Origin of the sequence: Pseudomonas sp. SBB6, assembly GCF_024213215.1 — a bacterium.
Lineage (GTDB): Bacteria > Pseudomonadota > Gammaproteobacteria > Pseudomonadales > Pseudomonadaceae > Aquipseudomonas > Aquipseudomonas donghuensis.
Genome location: NZ_JANAVH010000002.1, coordinates 218,036 through 234,975 on the forward strand (window position 1 = coordinate 218,036; position 16,940 = coordinate 234,975).

At 61.5% G+C, this 16,940-nt stretch carries 20 protein-coding genes and 1 tRNA gene; 3 read left to right on the forward strand and 18 right to left on the reverse strand.

All coding sequences use genetic code 11. From position 1 onward, the window contains the following. Positions 1 to 174: 174 nt before the first annotated feature. The 9 genes from NLX68_RS04270 to thrS all read right to left on the reverse strand — a co-directional run bounded on the left by NLX68_RS04270 (position 175) and on the right by thrS (position 7,648). Positions 175 to 251, reverse strand: a tRNA-Pro gene (locus NLX68_RS04270). Positions 252 to 357: 106 nt separating this feature from the next. Next, positions 358 to 714: a MerR family transcriptional regulator gene (locus tag NLX68_RS04275; protein ID WP_010222411.1), complete on the reverse strand. Its 357-nt coding sequence runs from the start codon at positions 712 to 714 to the stop codon at positions 358 to 360. After that, the gene (gene ihfA, locus NLX68_RS04280; RefSeq protein WP_002553164.1) at positions 695 to 997 is read right to left on the reverse strand and encodes an integration host factor subunit alpha; all 303 of its coding nucleotides are present in this window, start codon (positions 995 to 997) and stop codon (positions 695 to 697) included. The genes NLX68_RS04275 and ihfA overlap by 20 nt, the downstream gene beginning before the upstream one ends. Before the next feature lie 3 nt (positions 998 to 1,000). Beyond that, positions 1,001 to 3,376 (reverse strand): phenylalanine--tRNA ligase subunit beta, encoded by a 2,376-nt coding sequence (gene pheT / locus NLX68_RS04285; protein WP_254282863.1) that lies wholly within the window; start codon positions 3,374 to 3,376, stop codon positions 1,001 to 1,003. Between the two features lie 36 nt (positions 3,377 to 3,412). Further along, positions 3,413 to 4,429, reverse strand: a complete 1,017-nt coding sequence (gene pheS, locus NLX68_RS04290) for a phenylalanine--tRNA ligase subunit alpha (RefSeq protein ID WP_010222413.1) — start codon at positions 4,427 to 4,429, stop codon at positions 3,413 to 3,415. Positions 4,430 to 4,533: 104 nt separating this feature from the next. Further along, positions 4,534 to 4,890, reverse strand: coding sequence for a 50S ribosomal protein L20 (gene rplT, locus NLX68_RS04295; RefSeq protein WP_010222414.1), 357 nt, complete (start codon positions 4,888 to 4,890; stop codon positions 4,534 to 4,536). A gap of 29 nt (positions 4,891 to 4,919) precedes the next feature. Next, complete coding sequence (gene rpmI / locus NLX68_RS04300; RefSeq protein WP_045194535.1) at positions 4,920 to 5,114, reverse strand: 50S ribosomal protein L35; 195 nt, start codon at positions 5,112 to 5,114, stop codon at positions 4,920 to 4,922. A 60-nt stretch (positions 5,115 to 5,174) separates the two neighbouring features. Beyond that, a complete protein-coding gene (infC, locus tag NLX68_RS04305; RefSeq protein ID WP_174242331.1) occupies positions 5,175 to 5,726 on the reverse strand; it encodes a translation initiation factor IF-3 in 552 nt (183 codons plus the stop codon). Further along, positions 5,726 to 7,648 (reverse strand): threonine--tRNA ligase, encoded by a 1,923-nt coding sequence (gene thrS, locus NLX68_RS04310; protein ID WP_010222416.1) that lies wholly within the window; start codon positions 7,646 to 7,648, stop codon positions 5,726 to 5,728. The genes infC and thrS overlap by 1 nt, the downstream gene beginning before the upstream one ends. 383 nt (positions 7,649 to 8,031) lie before the next feature. Here thrS and NLX68_RS04315 point away from each other — a divergent pair, with 383 nt between their 5' ends. Then, positions 8,032 to 8,331, forward strand: coding sequence for a hypothetical protein (locus NLX68_RS04315; RefSeq protein ID WP_254283314.1), 300 nt, complete (start codon positions 8,032 to 8,034; stop codon positions 8,329 to 8,331). Between the two features lie 160 nt (positions 8,332 to 8,491). Next, positions 8,492 to 8,704 carry a cold-shock protein gene (locus NLX68_RS04320; protein WP_007956027.1) on the forward strand — a complete coding sequence of 71 codons (213 nt, stop codon included), beginning with the start codon at positions 8,492 to 8,494 and terminating at the stop codon, positions 8,702 to 8,704. 156 nt (positions 8,705 to 8,860) lie between these two features. Here NLX68_RS04320 and NLX68_RS04325 read toward each other — a convergent pair whose 3' ends face one another. Beyond that, positions 8,861 to 9,181 (reverse strand): I78 family peptidase inhibitor, encoded by a 321-nt coding sequence (locus tag NLX68_RS04325; protein WP_254282865.1) that lies wholly within the window; start codon positions 9,179 to 9,181, stop codon positions 8,861 to 8,863. Positions 9,182 to 9,311: 130 nt separating this feature from the next. Next, positions 9,312 to 9,614, reverse strand: a complete 303-nt coding sequence (locus NLX68_RS04330; RefSeq protein WP_254282867.1) for a hypothetical protein — start codon at positions 9,612 to 9,614, stop codon at positions 9,312 to 9,314. Between the two features lie 191 nt (positions 9,615 to 9,805). Between NLX68_RS04330 and NLX68_RS04335 the strand changes: the two genes are divergently transcribed. After that, complete coding sequence (locus NLX68_RS04335) at positions 9,806 to 10,015, forward strand: hypothetical protein (protein WP_010222421.1); 210 nt, start codon at positions 9,806 to 9,808, stop codon at positions 10,013 to 10,015. On the opposite strand, the gene NLX68_RS04340 is transcribed toward NLX68_RS04335, so the two are convergent. The 7 genes from NLX68_RS04340 to NLX68_RS04370 form a co-directional block, all read right to left on the reverse strand. Beyond that, entirely contained in the window at positions 9,987 to 10,958 is a 972-nt protein-coding gene (locus tag NLX68_RS04340) for a nucleoside hydrolase (protein WP_254282869.1), read from the reverse strand. The two genes, NLX68_RS04335 and NLX68_RS04340, sit on opposite strands and share 29 nt — an antisense overlap. A gap of 74 nt (positions 10,959 to 11,032) precedes the next feature. Further along, positions 11,033 to 11,437: a D-ribose pyranase gene (rbsD, locus tag NLX68_RS04345; protein WP_254282870.1), complete on the reverse strand. Its 405-nt coding sequence runs from the start codon at positions 11,435 to 11,437 to the stop codon at positions 11,033 to 11,035. Next, the gene (gene rbsK, locus NLX68_RS04350) at positions 11,434 to 12,342 is read right to left on the reverse strand and encodes a ribokinase (RefSeq protein ID WP_254282873.1); all 909 of its coding nucleotides are present in this window, start codon (positions 12,340 to 12,342) and stop codon (positions 11,434 to 11,436) included. The genes rbsD and rbsK overlap by 4 nt, the downstream gene beginning before the upstream one ends. Positions 12,343 to 12,356: 14 nt before the next feature. Further along, on the reverse strand, positions 12,357 to 13,379 hold the full coding sequence (locus NLX68_RS04355) for a LacI family DNA-binding transcriptional regulator (RefSeq protein WP_254282875.1): 1,023 nt from the start codon (positions 13,377 to 13,379) through the stop codon (positions 12,357 to 12,359). A gap of 4 nt (positions 13,380 to 13,383) precedes the next feature. Beyond that, positions 13,384 to 14,376 (reverse strand): ABC transporter permease, encoded by a 993-nt coding sequence (locus NLX68_RS04360; RefSeq protein ID WP_036996268.1) that lies wholly within the window; start codon positions 14,374 to 14,376, stop codon positions 13,384 to 13,386. Next, complete coding sequence (locus tag NLX68_RS04365) at positions 14,373 to 15,923, reverse strand: sugar ABC transporter ATP-binding protein (protein ID WP_254282877.1); 1,551 nt, start codon at positions 15,921 to 15,923, stop codon at positions 14,373 to 14,375. Before NLX68_RS04365 ends, NLX68_RS04360 begins: the two co-directional genes overlap by 4 nt. Positions 15,924 to 15,974: 51 nt before the next feature. Next, positions 15,975 to 16,931, reverse strand: coding sequence for a sugar ABC transporter substrate-binding protein (locus NLX68_RS04370; protein WP_254282880.1), 957 nt, complete (start codon positions 16,929 to 16,931; stop codon positions 15,975 to 15,977). Positions 16,932 to 16,940: the final 9 nt, after the last annotated feature.

Genomic DNA, 16,940 nt, shown 5'->3' on the forward strand with positions numbered 1-16,940 from the left:
GGGCTTACCAGTTGATAGAGGCGACAAATACGATGTGAGCCACTGCTTCACGAGGACCAGCACTGACTATTCTGAGGAGAAGATCGGGATATTGGACAAGGCCAATTCAACCAAAAAGTGCCCTATCCCAGAAACAACAAAGCCACCCGAAGGTGGCTAAGTCGTTGAATTATATGGTCGGGACGGAGTGATTCGAACACTCGACCCCTTGCACCCCATGCAAGTGCGCTACCGGGCTGCGCTACGCCCCGACTGGGCTTGAAGCATGTTCCCCTTGTTGCTGAGAACGTTGAAGAATGTACCCTAACCTTTTGAATTATGGAAGCATTTTTTCCAAAATTCCGGGCCCGATAAGGGTTACTTCTTCAGCACCACCAACACGTCTTCCAACTCGACAATCATCTGCCGGATCAGTTGCTTGTACTGGGTGGTGTCGTCCTTGGCTTCATCGCCAGAGAGGCGCAGGCGCGCCCCGCCGATGGTGAAGCCTTGGTCGTACAGCAGCGCGCGGATCTGGCGGATCATCAGCACGTCCTGGCGCTGATAGTACCGCCGGTTACCGCGGCGCTTTACCGGGTTGAGTTGCGGGAATTCCTGCTCCCAGTAGCGGAGCACGTGCGGTTTTACCGCGCAAAGCTCGCTCACTTCACCAATGGTGAAGTAGCGTTTGCCTGGAATCGGCGGAAGCTCGTCGTTATGACTTGGTTCCAGCATAGGCCTCAACTCGGGCTTTCAACTTCTGCCCTGGACGAAAGGTGACAACCCGACGCGCCGTGATCGGGATTTCTTCCCCAGTCTTGGGGTTACGGCCCGGCCGCTGGCGCTTGTCGCGCAGGTCGAAATTGCCGAATCCGGACAATTTGACCTGCTCGTTGTCTTCAAGAGCGTGCCTGATTTCCTCAAAGAACAGCTCGACCAATTCCTTGGCCTCGCGCTTGTTCAGGCCCAGCTCCTCGTACAGCCGTTCGGCCATCTCAGCTTTCGTCAGAGCACCCATACGCTATTTCCTTAACGTGGTGTTCAACCTTTGTTCGAGCGAGGTGAGGATGTTCTGGGTTGCAGTATTCACCTCTTCATCATTAAGAGTGCGCGATGGATGCTGCCAGGTCAAGCCGACGGCCAGGCTTTTTCTATCAGGATCAATACCTTTACCCTGATAAACATCAAACAGCCTGAGGTCCGTGAGCCATTCGCCTGCATTGTCACGAATTACTTCAAGCACCGAACTCGAAGCAACATCACGTCCTGCCACCAAGGCCAGGTCACGACGCACTTCCGGGAATTTCGACAGCTCGCTGAACTTCGGCAGGCGGCCTTCGGCCACTTCACCCAGGACCAGCTCGAAGACGTACACCGGACGATCCAGGCCCAAGGTCTTGGCCAGCTCCGGGTGGATGGCACCCAGGTAGCCGACTTCGCGACCGTCACGCTCGATGCGTGCCGTCTGGCCCGGGTGCAGCGCCGGGTGTTTGCCTGGCACGAAGCTGAACTCGGCCAGCGAGCCGGAGAAGCCCAGCAGCGCCTCGACATCAGCCTTGACGTCGAAGAAGTCGATGCTGTCGCGACCGTTAGCCCAGCCTTCCGGCAGGCGGCTGCCGCAGACGACACCGGCGAGCATTGGCTGCTGCTCGAGGTCGCCCAGCTGGCCGACGAAGCGCAAGCCGCTTTCGAACAGGCGCACGCGGTCTTGCTGACGGTTGAGGTTGTGCTGCAGCGACTTGACCAGGCCCGGCCACAGGGAGGCACGCATGGCCGCCATATCGCTGGAAATCGGGTTGGCCAGCAGCAGCGGCTCGACGCCCGGGCTGAACAGTTCGAACAGTTTCGGGTCGATGAAGCTGTAGGTGATGGCTTCCTGGTAACCACGGGCCACCAGCAGGCGACGCAGCGCTGGCAGGTCGCCACGCGCTTCGGCTTTGGCCTGCGGGGCCAGGCGCGCTTGCGGGTAACGTACCGGCAGGCGGTTGTAGCCGTACAGGCGCGCCAGTTCTTCGATCAGGTCGACTTCCAGGCTGATGTCGAAGCGATGGCTAGGTACTTCGACCTGCCACTGCCCTTCCCCAGCGGTGGTTTTCAGGCCCAGGCCGTTGAGCAGTTGCTCGACGTCGGCGCTGGCCATTTCCATGCCCAGCATCTGGCTCAGGCGCTCGGCGCGCAGGGTGATCGGTGCAACCTTGGGCAGGTGCGCTTCGCTGGTCACGTCGATCACAGGACCCGCTTCGCCGCCAACGATCTCCAGCAGCAGGCCAGTCGCGCGCTCGATGGCTTCGCGCGCCAGTTGCGAGTCGACGCCACGCTCGTAGCGGTGCGAGGCATCGGTGTGCAGGCCGTAGGAACGTGCCTTGCCAGCGACGGAGATCGGCTCGAAGAAGGCGCTCTCGAGGAAGATGTCACGGGTGCCAGCGGCAACGCCACTGTGCTCACCACCCATCACGCCGGCAATGGCCAGGGCGCGGCTGTGGTCGGCGATCACCAGGGTGTCGGGACGCAGGGTAACTTCCTGGCCGTCCAGCAATACCAGTTTCTCGCCCTCTTCAGCCATGCGCACGCGGATGCCGCCATTGATCTCGGCGAGATCGAAGGCGTGCATCGGCTGGCCGAGTTCGAGCATCACGTAGTTGGTGATGTCGACGGCAGCGTCGATGCTGCGCACGTCGGAGCGACGCAGACGCTCGACCATCCACAGCGGGGTCGGCTTGGACAGGTCGACGTTACGGATAACGCGGCCCAGGTAGCGTGGGCAGGCAGCGGGCGCCAGCACTTCAACCGGACGCACTTCGTCGTGAGCGGCGGCAACAGCCGGCACTTGCAGACGGGTAACCGGTACGTCGTACAAGGCACCCACGTCACGGGCCAGGCCAGCTACAGACAGGCAGTCGCCACGGTTCGGGGTCAGGCCGATCTCGATGCTGGCGTCGTCCAGGTCCAGGTACACGCGAATGTCTTCGCCAACCGGGGCGTCGGCAGCCAGCTCCAGCAGGCCGTCGTTTTCTTCGCTGATCTGCAGCTCGGCCGCCGAGCAGAGCATGCCGTTGGATTCAACGCCACGCAGCTTGGCTTTCTTGATCTTGAAGTCGCCCGGCAGTTCGGCGCCGATCATGGCGAACGGGATCTTCAGGCCAGGGCGCACGTTAGGCGCGCCGCACACTACCTGGAAGGTCTCGCTGCCACTGCTGACCTGGCACACGCGCAGCTTGTCGGCATCGGGGTGCTGTTCGGTGCTCAGCACCTCACCGACGATGATGCCGCTGAACTGGCCGGCGGCCGGGGTGACGCTGTCGACCTCAAGGCCTGCCATCGACAGACGGGCGACCAGATCGTCACGGGATACCTGCGGGTTGACCCAACCGCGCAGCCACTTTTCACTGAATTTCATCCTGCTCTCCTGAAAGATTCGTTACGGGTGCGCGACCTAGCGAAATTGCGCAAGGAACCGCAAGTCGTTGTCGAAGAACAGGCGCAAATCGTTGACGCCGTAACGCAGCATGGCCAGGCGCTCGGCACCCATGCCAAAGGCAAAGCCCTGGAACTCTTCGGGGTCGATGCCCGACATGCGCAGCACGTTGGGGTGAACCATGCCGCAGCCCATGACTTCCAGCCAGCCAGTCTGCTTGCACACACGGCAGCCTTTGCCGCTGCACATCACGCACTGGATATCGACTTCAGCCGAAGGCTCGGTGAAGGGGAAGAACGACGGACGGAAACGCACCGCCAGCTCTTTTTCGAAGAACACCCGCAGGAATTCTTCGATGGTGCCTTTGAGGTCGGCGAAATTGATGTCGCGATCGATCAACAGGCCTTCGACCTGGTGGAACATCGGCGAGTGGGTCAGGTCCGAGTCGCAGCGGTAAACGCGGCCCGGGCAGACAATGCGGATGGGCGGCTGGGTGGACTCCATGGTCCGCACCTGCACCGGCGAGGTGTGGGTACGCAGCAGCATGTTGGCATTGAAATAGAAGGTGTCGTGCATTGCCCGGGCCGGGTGGTGGCCGGGAATGTTGAGCGCTTCGAAGTTGTGGTAGTCGTCTTCGACCTCAGGGCCTTCGGCGATGCCGTAGCCGATGTGGGTGAAGAACTGCTCGATGCGTTCCAGGGTACGGGTGATCGGATGCAGACCACCGGAGGTCTGGCCACGGCCCGGCAGGGTTACATCAATGCACTCGGCAGCCAGACGGGCGCTGAGCTCGGCCTCTTCAAACGCCGCCTTGCGCGCGTTGAGGACCTCGGTGACGCGTTCCTTGGCGTCGTTGATCAGCGCGCCAACCTTTGGCCGCTCTTCGGCAGGCAGATTGCCCAGGGTCTTCATCACCTGGGTCAGTTCGCCTTTCTTGCCAAGGAAGTGCACCCGGATCTGTTCCAGGGCATTGATGTCTTCAGCGCGTTCCACGGCCTCCAGGGCTTGGGAGACCAGCGCGTCCAGGTTTTCCATGTACAGACTCCAGATACGAAATAGGGGAAGAGCGCAGGCTCTTCCCCTATTAAGACGTTTAACACCAGGTGCCGGAAATGACACCTGGTGATTGTCGGGGGTACTTAAGCCAGCGAGGCTTTAGCTTTCTCGACAATCGCAGCAAACGCCGCTTTTTCGTTCACTGCCAGATCGGCCAGAACCTTGCGGTCGATTTCGATCGACGCTTTTTTCAGGCCAGCGATCAGGCGGCTGTAGGACAGACCGTTGATACGCGCACCAGCGTTGATACGAGCGATCCACAGAGCGCGGAACTGACGTTTTTTCTGACGACGGTCGCGGTAGGCGTATTGGCCTGCCTTGATGACCGCTTGCTTGGCAACACGGAATACGCGCGAGCGAGCGCCGTAGTAGCCTTTAGCCAGTTTCAGAATTTTCTTGTGACGCTTACGAGCGATGACGCCACGCTTTACACGAGCCATGAGTAACTTCCTCTATCTAGAACCAAAAATTAACGAAGGCGCAGCATGCGCTCGACTTTTGCCACGTCCGACGGGTTCAGCAAGCTGCTACCACGAAGTTGACGCTTACGCTTGGTCGACATTTTGGTCAGGATGTGGCTCTTGAAAGCGTGTTTGTGCTTGATGCCGTTAGCCGTTTTCAAGAAACGCTTGGCTGCACCGCTTTTGGTTTTCATTTTTGGCATGTTCGGATACTCCGCATTCAGTTGATAAACATAACCGCAAGGCCTGCCGTGCCCTGGTGGTTATTTCTTTTTCTTGGGTGCGATGACCATGATCAGCTGGCGTCCTTCCATCTTAGGATGCTGTTCGACGGAACCGTATTCCAAAAGGTCAGTTTCGACCCGCTTCAACAGTTCCATACCCAGCTCCTGGTGGGCCATCTCACGACCACGAAATCTCAAGGAAATCTTGGCCCTGTCCCCATCACTCAGGAAACGTACCAGGTTGCGTAGTTTTACCTGGTAATCCCCCTCCTCCGTCCCTGGACGAAACTTGATTTCTTTAATCTGGACCTGCTTCTGATTCTTCTTGGCCTCGTTAGCTTGCTTCTTCTTTTCGAAGAGGTGCTTGCCGTAGTCCATGACTTTGCAGACAGGCGGTACTGCGTCGGCAGAGATCTCTACCAGGTCCAGCTTCGCTTCTTCAGCGATACGAAGCGCTTCATCAATCGAGACGATGCCAATCTGCTCGCCGTCAGCGCCAATTAACCGAACCTCGCGTGCCGAGATATTCTCGTTGATCGGGGCCTTCGGTGCAGCTCGTTTATCGTTTCTCATTTCACGCTTAATAGTAATTACTCCGATTCTTGGCGACCACGCCGGGAAACCGCTTGAGCGAGGAATTCAGCGAATTGAGCGACGGGCATCGAGCCCAGGTCAGCGCCTTCACGAGTACGCACAGCGACGGTTTGCGTTTCGACTTCGCGATCCCCTATAACCAAAAGGTAAGGGACCTTGAGCAAAGTATGCTCGCGGATTTTAAAGCCGATTTTCTCATTTCTCAAGTCGGACTTGGCACGGAACCCGCTTTCATTGAGAGTTTTTTCAACATTCTGGGCGAATTCGGCCTGCTTGTCGGTGATATTCATGATCACCGCCTGGGTTGGCGCGAGCCAGGCCGGGAATGCACCTTCGTAATGCTCGATGAGAATTCCGACGAAACGCTCGAACGAACCGAGGATTGCACGGTGCAGCATCACCGGATGCTTGCGGCCGTTGTCTTCGGAGACGAATTCGGCGCCCAGACGAATCGGCAGGTTGAAGTCGAGCTGCAGGGTACCACACTGCCAGACGCGACCCAGGCAATCCTTCAGCGAGAACTCGATCTTCGGCCCGTAGAAGGCACCTTCGCCCGGCTGCAGGTCGTACGGCAGGCCAGCGCTGTCGAGGGCGGCGGCCAGTGCGGCTTCGGCGCGATCCCACAGCTCATCGGAACCGACGCGCTTTTCAGGGCGGGTCGAGAGCTTCATTTCGATGTCCTTGAAGCCGAAGTCGGCGTAGACATCCATGGTCAGCTTGATGAACGCGGCGGATTCGGACTGCATCTGCTCTTCGGTGCAGAAGATGTGCGCGTCGTCCTGGGTGAAGCCACGTACACGCATGATGCCGTGCAGCGCACCCGACGGCTCGTTACGGTGGCAGGCACCGAACTCGGCCAGACGCAGCGGCAGCTCGCGGTAGCTCTTCAGGCCCTGGTTGAACACCTGCACGTGGCATGGGCAGTTCATCGGCTTGATGGCGTAGTCGCGGTTTTCCGACTGGGTGGTGAACATGTTGTCGGCATAGTTGGCCCAGTGGCCAGACTTTTCCCACAGCGAACGGTCAACAACCTGCGGAGTCTTGATCTCCAGGTAGCCGTTCTCGCGCTGCACCTTGCGCATGTACTGTTCCAGTACCTGGTACAGGGTCCAGCCGTTCGGGTGCCAGAACACCATGCCCGGCGCTTCTTCCTGGAGGTGGAACAGGCCCAGGCGCTTGCCGATCTTGCGGTGGTCGCGTTTTTCGGCTTCTTCGATGCGCTGAATGTAAGCAGCCAGCTGCTTCTTGTCGGCCCAGGCGGTGCCGTACACGCGCTGCAGCTGCTCGTTTTTAGCGTCGCCGCGCCAGTAGGCGCCGGACAGCTTGGTCAGCTTGAAGGATTTCAGGAAACGGGTGTTCGGCACGTGCGGGCCGCGGCACATGTCGACGTATTCTTCGTGGTAGTACAGGCCCATGGCCTGTTCATCCGGCATGTCCTCGACCAGGCGCAGCTTGTAGTCTTCGCCGCGGGCCTTGAACACGTCGATCACTTCGGCGCGCGGAGTGACCTTCTTGATGACGTCGTATTCGGTGTCGATCAGTTGCTGCATGCGCTGTTCGATCGCCGCCATGTCTTCGGGCGTGAAAGGACGCTCGTAGGCGATGTCGTAATAGAAGCCTTCGTCGATGACCGGACCGATGACCATGCGCGCAGTCGGGTACAGCTGCTTGACCGCGTGGCCGACCAGGTGGGCGCACGAGTGACGGATGATCTCCAGCCCCTCTTCGTCCTTGGGCGTGATGATTTGCAGGCTGGCATCGTTTTCGATCAGGTCGCAGGCGTCGACCAGCTTGCCGTCGACCTTGCCGGCGACGGTGGCTTTAGCGAGGCCCGCACCAATGGATGCGGCGACTTCGGCAACCGAAACTGCCTTGTCGAATGAACGTTGACTGCCATCGGGAAGAGTAATAATGGGCATGGCGCCTCCTCTCCTAGTGGTGACCCCTACCAAAGGTCACGTGGGTTGGGATGAGCCAGTACGCGATCCGCCCCTGTCTTTGCACAAGCAAAGCCTGCCTCACAGTGGCAGAAGCCCGAAGGCCTGCCAGGGAACGAACCAGAGTGACTGGAATAGTAAAAAAACAGTTGGGAGCTGCAAGCCGCAAGCTGCAAGAAAAAGCCGGCGGCGAGCTCAAGCCACGCATGCTAGCACAAAGCTTTCGGGCGATTGCGGGCAGATTGACCGGCTGGGCAGAAATATTCGGAAAATATGCCTTGGCGGTGAACTTGCGCGGATTTTTTCCGCTCAGAGTTGGTGAAGCGTCCTACTCTTGTGAGACTCGACCCCAAGGAGTGTTGGTTATGCGACTTCTTCAGTCTCTTCTGGCCCTGGCGGCTGCATCTGCCCTGCTGCTGCCGCTGGGAGCCCATGCCGGCAAGCTACCCGCCAACTACCAGACGTCCTGCGTAGCTCAGGCGCAGAAGCAAGGCCTGGCAATGGATAAAGCCGAACAGCACTGCAAATGCGCCGGAGACGTGCTCGAAAAAAACCTCAGCGACAAGGAGATCAAGGACCTGGATACCCTGCAAGATGGCGTAGATGCAGCTGTAATGGAGCGCGCGCAAAAAAAGGTCGCAGCGGTCTGCGGCCCGAAAAAATAGGCCTTTGGGCCAGTTATCCATCGCTAATTTGCTCCAGATCAGCAATCTGCGAAGGTAAAAGGGGCTACAAGCCCATAATTAGACTATGATGGTCGGCGTGCACCCTGTTGGCCTCGGCAACACCGCACTACTGAAAATCATGTTTCCTGGAGATACACCCATGTCTAATCGCCAAACCGGCACCGTAAAATGGTTCAACGATGAGAAAGGCTTCGGCTTCATCACTCCACAAGGTGGCGGCGACGACCTGTTCGTTCACTTCAAGGCTATCGAAACCGACGGTTTCAAAAGCCTGAAGGAAGGCCAGACTGTCTCCTTCGTTGCCGAAAAAGGCCAGAAGGGCATGCAGGCTGCACAAGTTCGTCCAGAGTAAGATCTGACCGAATAAAAAAACCCGTCCTTGTGGCGGGTTTTTTTGTGCCTGTATTTTGGGGCTGCTTTGCAGCCCATCGCTGGCAAGGCCAGCTCCCACAGGGACTGCATGCACCGCCCTTGTGGGAGCTGGCTTGCCAGCGATGAGGCCCCGGGCTTAGCCGCAGTTCACGCGGGTAACCACACCTTTTTCGTCGGCGTTGAGGTTCAGGCGCTCGGAGCGGTATTCCAGGGTCATGACGTCGTGAGGCTTGAGCACACGGGCCAGCTGCGAGCCGCTGGCTTTACGCGCCTGCTCGAGCAACTCGGGGGTGGCCGGCTTGCCGATGGCGAACTCGGCGCCGCTGGCCTGGCAACGGCCATCGGTATTGGCGGCAACGTCTTCCGGGACCTTCGACGAAGAGCCACCCGTGCTGCTGCAACCTGCCAGTACGGCGATGGCCAACAGGCTTGCCAATGATGCACGCGTGCGGAACATGAATCCTCCTTAAATACTTGAATGCTGCCTATGTGACAGCACTCCTGGTTTTTCGTTGCAAAACCGGGCCATTGTGCCCGAGCCAGAGCGCTCAGGGCCAAGGGCAATCGTGACCGGATTTTGCACGATCTCAATACAGGTCGATGTAGTCGCTGGCAGGTTTCGGCCAGTTATTCTTCAGGGCGTTGTACACCTGCCGTATCCAGCGCTCGTCGTCGGCCACTTGCGGGCCGACACAACCGGAGCCCGCAGCCCAGGTTTCCAGACGAAAGGCCAGGCCGTCCAGCTCACGGCCACCGGTGACCTGGGACAACCAGGCAATGCCGGCGCGACTGACCCGCAGCTGATTGTGTACCGCGCTATTTCCGGCCACCAGCAGAGCCCGCACGTTGTCGAGGGTAAAGTCGTTGGGGTTGGTCAAATCGATCTGCACTGCGCTGTCCCGGCAAGCTAAAACACCGTTAGTTTGCCACGACCCTGTGCTTATGCCTAAGTCGCAGTGCGCTGCAGGTGGCGCCCATGATTTACTGCAAACATCGGCGGAGCGCAGGCCAGCCTCCCCTTCAAACGCCAGGGCCCGGCATTTGAACCGACAGCGCGCGCAGTTTTCTTTCGAGATTGATCATGACAAGCCACACCATCGATGCCGACATCAAGGTCAAATGGCCCGAGGGCCAGAGCGCCTACAGCCCGGCCAGCGCCGAGGAGTTGATGCTGATCGCAGTCGACCTGTTGGTCAAAGACCTGGGCCACGACGGCGCACGCAGCTACATCGACCAGGTCTTCGAACGTTACGCCCATACGGCTACGGCAGACGCGCCAGGCGGCTACTGAGCAGGTCGAAAAAGCCCTGGGCATCGCCGTCGGCGATCCAGGTGACGTTCGCCGGCTGCTTCAAGGCCCCGTACCAGTCAGTGATGGTCTGGCCAAAGGTCGGCCCATCACGGCTGTCGACCTGCATGAATACCTGGCGGCCCGTGAACAGTTCGGGCTTGAGCAGGTAAGCGATCACCGTGGTGTCATGCACCGGCCCACCAGGGATGCCATAGTGCTTCATGTCGGCCTTGACGTAGGCGTTGAGAATATCCACCACGCGCTTGCTGGCCGCATTGTTCAGGTCGGCGATCTGTTTCAGCCGGGCCTCGCTGGTCAGCACCTTGTGGGTGACGTCCAGCGGCAGGTAGGTCAGCTTGACCCCACTCTTGAGCACCACTTCGGCAGCGTGGGGGTCGGCGAACAGGTTGAACTCGGCCACCGGGGTGATATTGCCGCCGTTGAAGTGGGCGCCGCCCATGACCACCACTTCCTTGATGCCGTTGACGATTTCTGGCGCCTCGATCAGCGCCAGGGCCAGGTTGGTCTGTGGCCCGAGCATGGCCACGGTGATGCTGTGCGGCTTGGCGCTGCTCAAGGTGTCGATCAGGTAGCGCACCGCATTGCCGTTGGCCAGCCCCTTCTGCGGCTCGCTGACCGTGACACCGGGCAAACCTTCTTCACCGTGGATGTCGGCGGCGTAGATCGGCGTGCGCAGCAGCGGCCTGGGCGCCCCGGCATACACCGGAATCTCTTCGCGCCCGGCCCACTCCCGGGCCAGGCGGGCATTGCGCGAGGTCTTTTCCAGGCGCACGTTGCCCGCCACGGTGGTGATGGCGCGGATGTTCAGCTCATCAGGCGAAGCCATGGCCAGGAACAGCGCCACCACATCATCGGCGCCAGGGTCGGTATCAATAATCAGGTCAATGGGCGCGGCCTGGGCGCCAGCCGACAGCATGGACATCAGCAGTACTCCTTGGAGCAATCGTTTGGCACAGCTCAACATAAGACACGTCCTTATGGTCAGAGGGAAAAGCGCTAGAAGGTCACCCCGGCAACCAGCGCGATGTTGCTGTAGGGCTGGCATTCACCGGTACGCACAATGGCGCGGGCGCTGCGGCTCAATTGCTTGAACTCGTCATGGCTGAGCAAGCGCCGGGCACCCAACTCGCCCTGGGCAGCCAACTGTTCGACCGTTGTCAGGCCCGGCGGCTGATGCTGGAGGATTTCGTTCGCCAGCACGTGGCTTTCGACCTGCATTTCACTCAGCACCACCCGCAGGGTGCTGGCGAAATCCGGAACACCCGGCGTCAACGCCAGGTCGATCAGTTCCACCCCTGGCGGCACCGGCAGGCCGGCGTCGCCGATCAGCAGGATGTCACCATGGCCAAGGGAGGCGACCAGGCGCGACAAGGCGATGTTGAGCAACGGGGTCTTCTTCATGGCTGCAGCTCGGCAAGGTGTGGAATCGAAGGCTGCGCACCGGCACGGGTGACCGACAGCGCCGCCGCGCGCTGGCCAAAGGCGATGGCTGCGCCCTCCTCTTCGCCGCGCGCCAGGGCCGCGGCGAAACCGCCGACAAAGGTGTCGCCGGCCGCCGTGGTGTCCACGGGTTGCACCACCGGCGCGGGGAAATGCCTGAACGCCTGGCCATCGGCAAACAACGCACCCTGGGCCCCCAGGGTGACGATCACTTTGCCCACGCCCAATGCCAACAAGCGCGTGGCGGCAACCTTGGCGCTTTCCGGGTCAGTGACCGGCACACCGCTCAGGGCCTCGGCTTCGCTTTCATTGGGAATCAGGTAGTCAATGCTGGCAAACCATTCGGCCGGCAGCGGGCCGCTGGCGGGCGCCGGATTGAGGATCACTGTCTTGCCCAGCGCCCTGCCCCGTTCAAGGGTGTAGGCGACGGTCGCCATGGGCACTTCCAACTGGCAGATGATCACGTCGGCGTGTTGCAGCAAGGCATCAAAACGCTGCACTGATTCGGGCAGCAACTGGCCGTTACCACCGGCAATGATGACGATGGCGTTCTGGCTGGCGGCGTCCACCACGATCAGCGCCACGCCACTGGACACACCGGCAGCAACGCTCACCGCCTGGCAGTCGATCTGTTCATCGGCCAGGGCCTGACGCAATTGCTGGCCATAGGCATCGTCACCGACGCAGCCGACCATCGCCACCTGCGCCCCCAGGCGCGCCGCCGCCACCGCCTGGTTGGCCCCCTTGCCACCGGGCACCGTGACGAAGGTTTCACCCACCAGGGTTTCGCCGCCGCGCGGCAAGCGCTGGGCGCGCGTTACCAGGTCCATGTTCAGGCTACCTACCACTACTACATTGGCGTGCATGTGCGGGCTCGTTCTCAGCGGTAATCATTGAAAAGGTCGGGGCGCGGCGCAGTCGACTCACGCAGGACGATGCTCGGCGCGACAATGCGCTGCTCCGGCGCGCCGCGCAGCGGTTCGGCAATACGCCGCAGCAGCAGTTCGGCGGCGTTTTCGCCCAGCTCGCGGATCGACTGGCCGACAGTGGTCAACGCCGGGAACACGTACTGGCTGATCTGGATATCGTCGAAGCCGATCACCGACAGCTCGCTGGGCACGCAGATATTGCGCTCGGCAGCGGCGCGCAATACGCCGATGCCGATCATGTCGTTGCCGGCGAAGATCGCCGTCGGCCGCTCGCCTTCGAGCAGCAGCGCCGCCGCGGCATAACCGCCGAGGCTGGTGAAATCGCTGCTCAGCAGCCAGTCCTGACGTGGAGTAACGCCAGCCTCGGCCAGCGCCCGATGGAAACCGGCCAGGCGCAACTGGGCAACGCTGGTGCTGGCCGGGCCGCCGATGCAGGCGATTTCGCGATGGCCCAGGTCCAGCAGGTGCCGGGTGGCCAGGTAAGCACCCTGCTCATGGTCGATGCGTACCAGGTCGGCGGCCACGCCCTCCAGGGCGCGGTCGACGATGACCATCGGCGTGCGCACGCTGGCCAGGCTGTCGAGCAGGTCGCGGTCTTCGCCGACCGAGGCGACGATCAGGCCATCAATGCGCTTTTCCAGCAGAACGCGCAGATAGCTGCGCTGCTTTTGCGGGTTGTCGTCGGAGTTGCAGAGGATCACGCAGTAGCCGTTGCGCTCGCAGCCGTCCTCGATCCCCCGGGCCAGTTCGGCGAAGTACGGGTTGACGCTGTTGGGCACCAGCAGGCCGATGGTTGCGGTGCTGCGCGCCTTGAGCGAGCGGGCCACGGCGCTGGGCACGTAGTCGAGTTCGGCAATGGCCGCCTCGACCTTGAGGCGCACCGGCTCACTGACCGGGCGGGTCTTGTTCAGTACATGGGACACGGTGGTGTAGGAAATCCCCGCCAGTGCCGCGACATCTTTGATGGTAGCCATTGTTTCAGTTCCGCCTGCGCGCGCGCCGGCTGCGGTAAGTGTCGAGGACCACGGCGATGACGATCACCGCCCCGGTGATGATGCGCTTGGTCGGTTCCGAGGCGCCGATCTGCGCCAGGCCTGCGGCCAGCACCGAGATGATCAGCACGCCGAAAAAAGTGCTGATCACCGAACCGCGCCCACCCATCAGGCTGGTGCCGCCGATCACCACCGCGGCGATCACCTGCAGCTCCAAGCCGGAGCCGGCATTGGGGTCGGCGGCCTCCAGGCGGGAAATCTGGAACAGCGCGGCGAGGCCCGCGAGCAGGCCCATCAACGAGAACACCAGGATCTTGTAGGGGCGCGGATCGATACCGGCCAGGCGCACTGCTTCTTCGTTGGTGCCGATACCGATCAGGTAGCGGCCGAACACCGTGCGCGTGAGTACCAGCTGGGCGAGGATGATCACCAGCAAGGCAATCAGGAACGACGGCGACACGCCAAAAGCCAGGGGGTTGGACAGCCAGGCAAAGGCATCGCCGATGTAGGCGGTGCGCGAATCGGTCAATTGATAGGCCATGCCCCGGGCCATTTCCAGCACGCCGAGGGAAACGATGAACGACGGGATGCGCCAGGCTACGGTGATCGAACCGGTGATACTGCCGGCCAGCGCCGCCACCGCCATGCCGAGCAGGGCCGCGGGCATCACGCTCCAGCCCCAGCCGAGCATCGCCACGCTGACCGCCGACCCGGCCAGGGCCAGCACCGAGCCCACCGACAGGTCGATGCCGCCGATGATCAGCACGAAGGTCATGCCCACCGCCAGCACCATCAGATCGGGAATCTGGTTGGCCAGGGTGCTGAAGGTGGCGTACGACAGAAAGTGACTACTCAAAAACGAGAACAGTACGATCATCGCCAGCAAGGCGCCGGCCAGGCCCAGGTAGGTACCCAGGCCAAAGTAGGTGCCGCTGCGCTTGGCGCTCGGGGCGGCGGTGTCCAGTTGCGTGGTTTTCATGGGGTTGTCCTGGGCGCCGCTTCATGCAGCAACGCATCACGTTTCTGATAGCCGGCAAAGGCCGCGGCCAGTAGTTGGTCCTGGGTCCAGCTGTCGCGCTCGAAGGTGTCGATCAGGCGCCCGGCGCTGAGCACGCCGATGCGGTCGCAGATCAGCATCAGCTCACGCAGGTCGCTGGACACCACCACCAGCGCCTTGCCCTGGCGCGCCAGTTCCGCCAAGAGGCCATAGATGTCGAACTTGGCGCCCACGTCGATGCCGCGGGTCGGTTCGTCGAACAGCAGCACTGAACAGTCGCGCTCCAGCCAGCGGCCGATCACCACCTTCTGCTGGTTGCCACCCGACAACTCGCCGACCACCTGCTCGGGGCTGGAACTACGGATGCGCATGGCGGCGATCTGCCGTTCGGCCAGTTCGCGCTCGGCCCCCCTGTCGACCACGCCCGCGCGGGAAATCGCCGGCAGGTTGCCCAGGGCGATATTGGCGCTGATCGACTGGCTCAACAGCAGGCCTTCGCCCTTGCGGTCTTCGGTGATCAGGGCAATGCCCTGGCGCACCGCAGCCACAGGTGAGTCGACCCGCACCGGGCGCAACGGGCTGCCCAGCTCGATACTGCCGCTGTCGGCGCGGTCGGCGCCGTAGATCAGCCGCAGCAGTTCAGTGCGCCCGGCACCGATCAGGCCGGAGATACCGAAAATCTCGCCGCTGCGTACTTCGAAGGACACCGCCTTGACCTTGTCGCTACGGCTGAGGTTGTTGACCTTGAGGATCGGCGCGCCGATGTTGCGCACGCCCAGGTCGATATGTTCGCCCAGCTCGCGGCCGACCATCAGGTTGACCAGTTGCTCGCTGTTGTAACGCTGCATCGGCTCGACACACACCAGCTTGCCATCGCGCAGCACGGCAATGCGCTGGGCGATGCGCTTGAGTTCTTCAAGGCGATGGGAGATATAAATGATGGCGACGCCGCGCTGCTGCAAACGCTCGATCTGGCTGAACAGCAGCTCCACCTCGCGGGCGGTAAGCATCGCCGTGGGCTCGTCGAAGATCAGCACATGGCAGTCGCCGATCAGGTTGCGGGCGATCTCGACCATTTGCTGATGGCCGATGCCCAGCTCGCCGACCGGGGTATCCGGGTCGATGGCGTCCAGGCCGACCTGGGCCATGGCCGCCACCGCCAGTTGGCGCAGGCGCTTGCGGTTGATCCAGCCGGCACGCCCGGGCAAATTGTCGAGAAACAGGTTCTCGGCCACGGTCAGGGTTGGCAGCAGGTTGAGTTCCTGCATGACCATGCGCACGCCCAGCCGCTCGGCGGCGGCGCGGCTGCCCGGTTGGTAAGGCTGGCCTTGATAGAGCATCTGCCCGGTGGTGGGCACTTCGAGGCCGCCGATGATCTTCGACAGAGTGCTCTTGCCCGCGCCATTTTCGCCGGTCAGGGCCAGCACTTCGCCCCGGCGCAGGCTCAGGTCGATATCGCCGAGCACCGGCTGGGCGTAGGTCTTGCCGATCGCGCTGACTGAAAGTACGACATCCGCAGTCGCTGACATTGCCTGTTCTCCTGGCGCCCGCCGCACGGCGGACGCCCATCATGCGACTACTTAGTGGGTGACCAGCTCGACCGGCGTCTGGATGACGTTGTCGGCGTCGACGTCGGCTTTTTCGCCCTTGAGCATCTTCAGCGCCGCCTCGATGCCGAACACTGCCTGCTTGGCGGCGTACTGGTCGGCGGTGGCGAGCACGCGGCCATCCTTGAGCATCGGCTTGATGGCGTTGATGTTGTCGTAACCGACTACCTGCACCTGGCCGGCCTTACCCGCTGCGCGCACCGCGGAAACCGCACCGAGGGCCATGCTGTCGTTGCCGGCCAGCAGGGCTTTAAGGTCAGGGTTGGCGTTGAGCATGGAGGCGGCGACGGCATTGCCCTTGGCAATTTCCCAGTCGCCCGACTGCACCGAGACGACCTTGATCTGCGCCGCTTGCATCGCATCCTTGAAGCCGGCGGTGCGCTGCTGGGCGTTGGTGGTGGTCGAGACGCCCTCGATGATGGCGACCTGGTCACCGGCCTTGAGCTTCTGCTTGGCCAGGTACTCACCGACCAGGCGTGCGCCCTTGCGGTTGTCGGGGCCTACGAACGGCACGCTGAGGTTCTTGCTCTTGAGCACCTCGGGGTCGAGGCGGTTGTCGATGTTGATCACGGTGATGCCAGCGTCCATGGCCTTTTTCACCACCGGCACCAGGGCCTTGGAGTCGGCCGGGGCGATGACCAGGGCATTGACCCCGGAGACGATCATCTGCTCGACGATACGGATCTGGTTGCCGGCATCGGTCTCGTCCTTGATGCCGTTGGACACCAGCTCGAATTCATTGGCGTGGTCTTTCTGGTAGGCCTTGGCGCCGTCTTCCATGGTCAGGAAGAATTCGTTGGCCAGCGACTTCATCACCAGCGCGACTTTGGGCTTGGCTTCGTCGGCCAGGGCTTGGGAAAAGGGGGTGGCGAGGGACAGCGAGGACAGTACGGCGAGCGCCAGCAGGCGTCCAGCAAAGGGCAGCTTCATGGGTTTACT

Bases quoted from the DNA above. Each gene is read 5' to 3' on its own strand.
- NLX68_RS04275 (WP_010222411.1), bottom strand. From the start codon at position 714: ATGCTGGAACCAAGTCATAACGACGAGCTTCCGCCGATTCCAGGCAAA.
- ihfA (WP_002553164.1), bottom strand. From the start codon at position 997: ATGGGTGCTCTGACGAAAGCTGAGATGGCCGAACGGCTGTACGAGGAG.
- pheT (WP_254282863.1), bottom strand. From the start codon at position 3,376: ATGAAATTCAGTGAAAAGTGGCTGCGCGGTTGGGTCAACCCGCAGGTA.
- pheS (WP_010222413.1), bottom strand. From the start codon at position 4,429: ATGGAAAACCTGGACGCGCTGGTCTCCCAAGCCCTGGAGGCCGTGGAA.
- rplT (WP_010222414.1), bottom strand. From the start codon at position 4,890: ATGGCTCGTGTAAAGCGTGGCGTCATCGCTCGTAAGCGTCACAAGAAA.
- rpmI (WP_045194535.1), bottom strand. From the start codon at position 5,114: ATGCCAAAAATGAAAACCAAAAGCGGTGCAGCCAAGCGTTTCTTGAAA.
- thrS (WP_010222416.1), bottom strand. From the start codon at position 7,648: ATGCCCATTATTACTCTTCCCGATGGCAGTCAACGTTCATTCGACAAG.
- NLX68_RS04315 (WP_254283314.1), top strand. From the start codon at position 8,032: ATGCGACTTCTTCAGTCTCTTCTGGCCCTGGCGGCTGCATCTGCCCTG.
- NLX68_RS04320 (WP_007956027.1), top strand. From the start codon at position 8,492: ATGTCTAATCGCCAAACCGGCACCGTAAAATGGTTCAACGATGAGAAA.
- NLX68_RS04325 (WP_254282865.1), bottom strand. From the start codon at position 9,181: ATGTTCCGCACGCGTGCATCATTGGCAAGCCTGTTGGCCATCGCCGTA.
- NLX68_RS04335 (WP_010222421.1), top strand. From the start codon at position 9,806: ATGACAAGCCACACCATCGATGCCGACATCAAGGTCAAATGGCCCGAG.
- NLX68_RS04340 (WP_254282869.1), bottom strand. From the start codon at position 10,958: ATGTCCATGCTGTCGGCTGGCGCCCAGGCCGCGCCCATTGACCTGATT.
- rbsD (WP_254282870.1), bottom strand. From the start codon at position 11,437: ATGAAGAAGACCCCGTTGCTCAACATCGCCTTGTCGCGCCTGGTCGCC.
- rbsK (WP_254282873.1), bottom strand. From the start codon at position 12,342: ATGCACGCCAATGTAGTAGTGGTAGGTAGCCTGAACATGGACCTGGTA.
- NLX68_RS04355 (WP_254282875.1), bottom strand. From the start codon at position 13,379: ATGGCTACCATCAAAGATGTCGCGGCACTGGCGGGGATTTCCTACACC.
- NLX68_RS04360 (WP_036996268.1), bottom strand. From the start codon at position 14,376: ATGAAAACCACGCAACTGGACACCGCCGCCCCGAGCGCCAAGCGCAGC.
- NLX68_RS04365 (WP_254282877.1), bottom strand. From the start codon at position 15,923: ATGTCAGCGACTGCGGATGTCGTACTTTCAGTCAGCGCGATCGGCAAG.
- NLX68_RS04370 (WP_254282880.1), bottom strand. From the start codon at position 16,931: ATGAAGCTGCCCTTTGCTGGACGCCTGCTGGCGCTCGCCGTACTGTCC.